Annotated in this window: 3 protein-coding genes and 2 pseudogenes; 2 read left to right on the forward strand and 3 right to left on the reverse strand. The window is 68.0% G+C overall.

What is annotated here, in order from left to right; genetic code table 11:
- From FF86_RS30845 to FF86_RS30850, 3 genes and pseudogenes are all read right to left on the reverse strand, one after another.
- On the reverse strand, nucleotides 1-215 hold a 215-nt coding region (locus FF86_RS30845), incomplete at its 3' end, for a transposase (RefSeq protein WP_199865892.1).
- A gap of 164 nt (nucleotides 216-379) precedes the next feature.
- A partial coding sequence (locus FF86_RS69625; RefSeq protein WP_396230214.1) for a hypothetical protein occupies nucleotides 380-469 on the reverse strand: 90 nt, incomplete at its 5' end.
- Nucleotide 470: 1 nt separating this feature from the next.
- Nucleotides 471-1,750: pseudogene (locus tag FF86_RS30850) on the reverse strand (lipase); the annotation flags it as partial.
- A 728-nt stretch (nucleotides 1,751-2,478) separates the two neighbouring features.
- Between FF86_RS30850 and FF86_RS61495 the strand changes: the two are divergent.
- Nucleotides 2,479-3,102, forward strand: a 624-nt coding sequence (locus FF86_RS61495; protein ID WP_255355984.1) for an ABC transporter transmembrane domain-containing protein, incomplete at its 3' end; no start/stop codon positions are given.
- 6 nt (nucleotides 3,103-3,108) lie between these two features.
- A pseudogene (locus tag FF86_RS61500) lies at nucleotides 3,109-3,810 on the forward strand (ATP-binding cassette domain-containing protein); the annotation flags it as partial.

Here is a 3,810-nt window from a genome sequence, read left to right on the forward strand (position 1 = left end):
GCCACGTCCCACGGCGCCAGGTCATGCGGCATCCGCCGCCACGAACACCCCGCTCCCAGCACGTACAGAATCGAGTCGATCACCAGGCGTCGGTCGTACTTCAACGGGGCACCACCGCGGCACGGGTCCCGCACGGGCAACAGCGGTCCGATCACCGCCCACTGCCCGTCCGTCAACGACGTGTCGTAGGCGGCCTTACACGAACAGACACACACCGGTCCGATCGTGNCCGGAANCTCCCCGCGGGCACCCCACGACACGCCATCCCACCAGCACCATCACATTCCGAACATCCCCAGTTACCCAACACCCTCTAAGCCGCGGGCCGTCACCTCGGCCGTCACCTCGGCCGTCACCGCCTCGGTGCTCGCTCGGTTCCTCAGTCGTCGTCGCGGAAGTGCACTGTCACGCGGTCGGTGTCGGACGGCCAGGCGGGTACCCGCAGCACCGCCCGGTGCGCCGCCTGCCCNCGAGGGGTCACCGCGACCTCGACCGAGCGGTCGCCCGCCGGGATGTGCAGATCCGCACCGGTGATGAAGCCGATCCCGAAATAGTCGGGGATCGGAGCCATGACGTCGGAGACACCGTCGGCATCGCGATCGAACAGGTACACGGCAAGGGCCAGTTTGGACCGCGGGGCCACCCCCGGGCTCAGGACATTTGTCCCGTCGACGGTGAGGATGTCACTGTCCCCGCCCTGGTCGCCCCACCATTCCAGGCCTCGGCTCACGACGAGATCGGTCTGTTTCGCGTCGGTCTTCATGCCACCGCCGATCTCCTGGTCCGGCCGGCTGGTCAGAAGGCGGACGAGTCGATCGGTGCGGCGGAAGGGCTGGTAGTAGAAATGATGGACGGGCTCCCCGGACCGGACGACGGCGAACTCGTAGGTGGCGGTGCCATCCGCCCGGAACGGGCCCCAGGAGCCGTCGGCGGCCAAGGTGAAAAGGCCCCTGAGCCCCTTCGGCAGGCGCTTACCCGTCTTCGGGTCGAGCTGGTAGACCTCCAGGCGGGCCTTGGCGACGCCGGTGTTCGCGGGAAAAAGCAGCGCGCGGCCGGAGATCTCGATCTGCCCCTTCTCCGCGACGACGTCGGTGGTGAACGGCTCGGTCCCGGTGAGGAAGCGGAACATCTCCCGGAAGGTACCCGTCGACGTCAGCAGGCGGTTGCGCTCCTGGTCGGGGAAGCGGACATTGCTCGCTCCGGGCACCCGGCGGGTGGGATCCCCGGTGCCCCAGACGGTGAGCATCGGCACTCCCCGGGGCGGTCCGCTCGCCAGGGAGCCCTCCACGCTGATCAGATGCGCGACCCGGCCCGCCCGCGATGCGGAGCTTGCCAGGTACCGCTCGGTGAGTTCGGCGCCCTCCGCCTGCCCGACCAGATCGACCTTCTTCGCCCCGGTCGCCCGGAGCAGGTCCTGGATCTTCGTGTCAAGCTGCGGAAAGACCTTGTCCAGTGGATTTCCCCAGGACGACGCGTCGTAGTCGAAGGCGGATATCCGGTCGGCCGGGTATCCGTTGCTGGTGAACCGCTGCGCCTGCGACTCGAACTGGTCCCCCGAGCCGAGGGTGCCGTGAACGAACAGCAGTGGCAGGCGTGCGGCGTCCGGCGGACCCACGGGGCCCGCCACCTCCCGGGCGAGCGCCGCGGAGCGGGCCTGCGCGGAGGCGGAGCCCTCGCCGGTGGAACAGGCGGCCGCCACCGCGGCGAGAACCACCGCGGCCGCCAGGCCGAACCAGCGTCCGCGAGGCATGCGACGCCCCTTTCCCTGCGGGATGTTCGGCGGCCGCGGCCGGCCGCCACCGGGAATGCTCCGCTCATTACGTTACAGAAGGGCATGAACCCGACGGGGCGGGGCTGAATCGCCCGGTCGAACGGCAAAAGCTATCGTTTTCGGCCGTCGCCGCCGGCCACTCGCGGCAGGGTGTGGCGTCCGTTGGGGAAGCGGTGAGAACGTCCGGTCCGGGCGGATGGACGTCCCGGAGGACCACGCGTCCCACCGACTCGCCCCCACCGACTCGCCCCCACCGACTCGCCCCCACCGACTCGCCCCCACCGACTCATCGGCGGGTGACGTGGCCCGGGCACCCGACCGCGGTCGACGGTCACGGCCGTCCCACAGCCCCACCCGATCCGCTCGGGTTCCGGACCCTGCAGCGATCCGACCCGACCCGATCCGACCCGATCTGGTCGGATCCGATCCGACCGGATCCGACCTGATCCGATGCGATGCGCTCTGATCCGGGAGGATCTGCGGCCCCGGTGGGGGCGCGGCCGTAAAATGGGATGCGGATAGTGCCCCATGCCTGTCATGATTTCCGGGTGGACGCTGCGGGCGACGACATTCCCTGGCAACGAATACGACCCTCCGAATCCTCGGCCGGCGATATCGGGAGCGCCGCTCGGGGCGAGCCNGGCCGGCACGCGGGGCTGCGTTCCTACCTGGGTTTCGTCGGCACCTTCAAGGGCTCCCTGCTGGTCGTGGTCGCCTGTTTCGCGGTCTCGAACGTGGCGCTCGCGATCCTGCCCGTCTTCATCGGGAGGTTCGTCCAGTCGCTGGCCCATGCGACGGAGTCCACCGACGGGGTGTACCGGTACGCGGCCATCCTCATCGGCTGCAACATCCTCCACGACCTGACCTGGCGAACCGGCGAGCTCACGTACCTCCGCCTGCTGAACGACCGGGGCTACGAGTACGAGAACATTCTCTTCCGCAGCGTCATCAACGAGCGCTACCCGTACTTCGTCGGAAAATTCACCGGCAAGATCAGCAGCTACATCGCATCGTTGGGCCGTGAGTTTCGGGAGATTCTGGAAACCACCTGCTTCACCTATGTGGAGCAGGCTATCCGAGTGCCGTCAATCGTCATAATAATGTTTTCCGTCAACGTCTACTCGGGGCTCACCTTCCTGGTGGCCGTGCTGCTGATGATGGCCATCGGCCGGCATACCGTGAGCCGTTCGTCACGGGCGGAGAAGCGGCTCGCGGACGAGGTCTCCGAGATGGACGGGTACGTGATCGACGTCATCGCGAACTTCGTCAGCGTGAAATCGTTCCGGCAGGAGGCGGCCGAGTACGAGCAGGTGATCCGACGCCGCCGCACGNTCATNGCGGCCGCCCGCAGCTCGTACTTCTGGACCGTCGTGTTCTGGGCCTCGATGTCCCTCGTGGTGCGCTACCTGGTCTGGCCGGTCTCGATCCTGCTCAACCTCCATCTGTACCTGACGGGCGAGCTGAGTCTGGCGCAGTTCACGACGTTCCTCTCGGTGCTGGTGATGTTCTCGGACTTCATCTGGGGCACGGTCTGGGAGATCGCGGAGCTGAATCTCCGCCTCGCGCGGGTCGAGGAGGCCTACCGCTACCTTTTCGCCGGCCGACCCGTCACCGCGGATCGGCCGGCTGCGCTGGCAGGGACGCCCCCGGTGGCCGTGCCGGAAGCGCCGGGGCGGTTGGAGTTCCGTGGGCTGTCCTTCGCCTATCCCGAGAACGACGGCAGGCCGGTGCTCGCCGGCATCGATCTGACGATCGAACCGGGCGAGAAGATCGGCATCGTGGGCCGCAGCGGAAGCGGCAAGACGACGCTCGTCAAGCTGCTGCTCGGCTATTACCCGCTGCCGGCGGACATCGTCCGGTTGGACGGCCGCCCGACGTCGAACTACGCGCTCGCCGCGGGAATCTCCTACGTCCCGCAGGACACCACGCTGTTCCACCGGTCCATTCGGGACAACATCACCTATGGGACGGCCGCCGCGGCCACGCAGGAACAGGTCGAGTCGGCGGCGCGACGGGCCAATACCAGGAACTTTAGGTTC

The organism is Frankia sp. CpI1-P (assembly GCF_001421075.1).
GTDB classification, from domain to species: domain Bacteria; phylum Actinomycetota; class Actinomycetes; order Frankiales; family Frankiaceae; genus Frankia; species Frankia torreyi.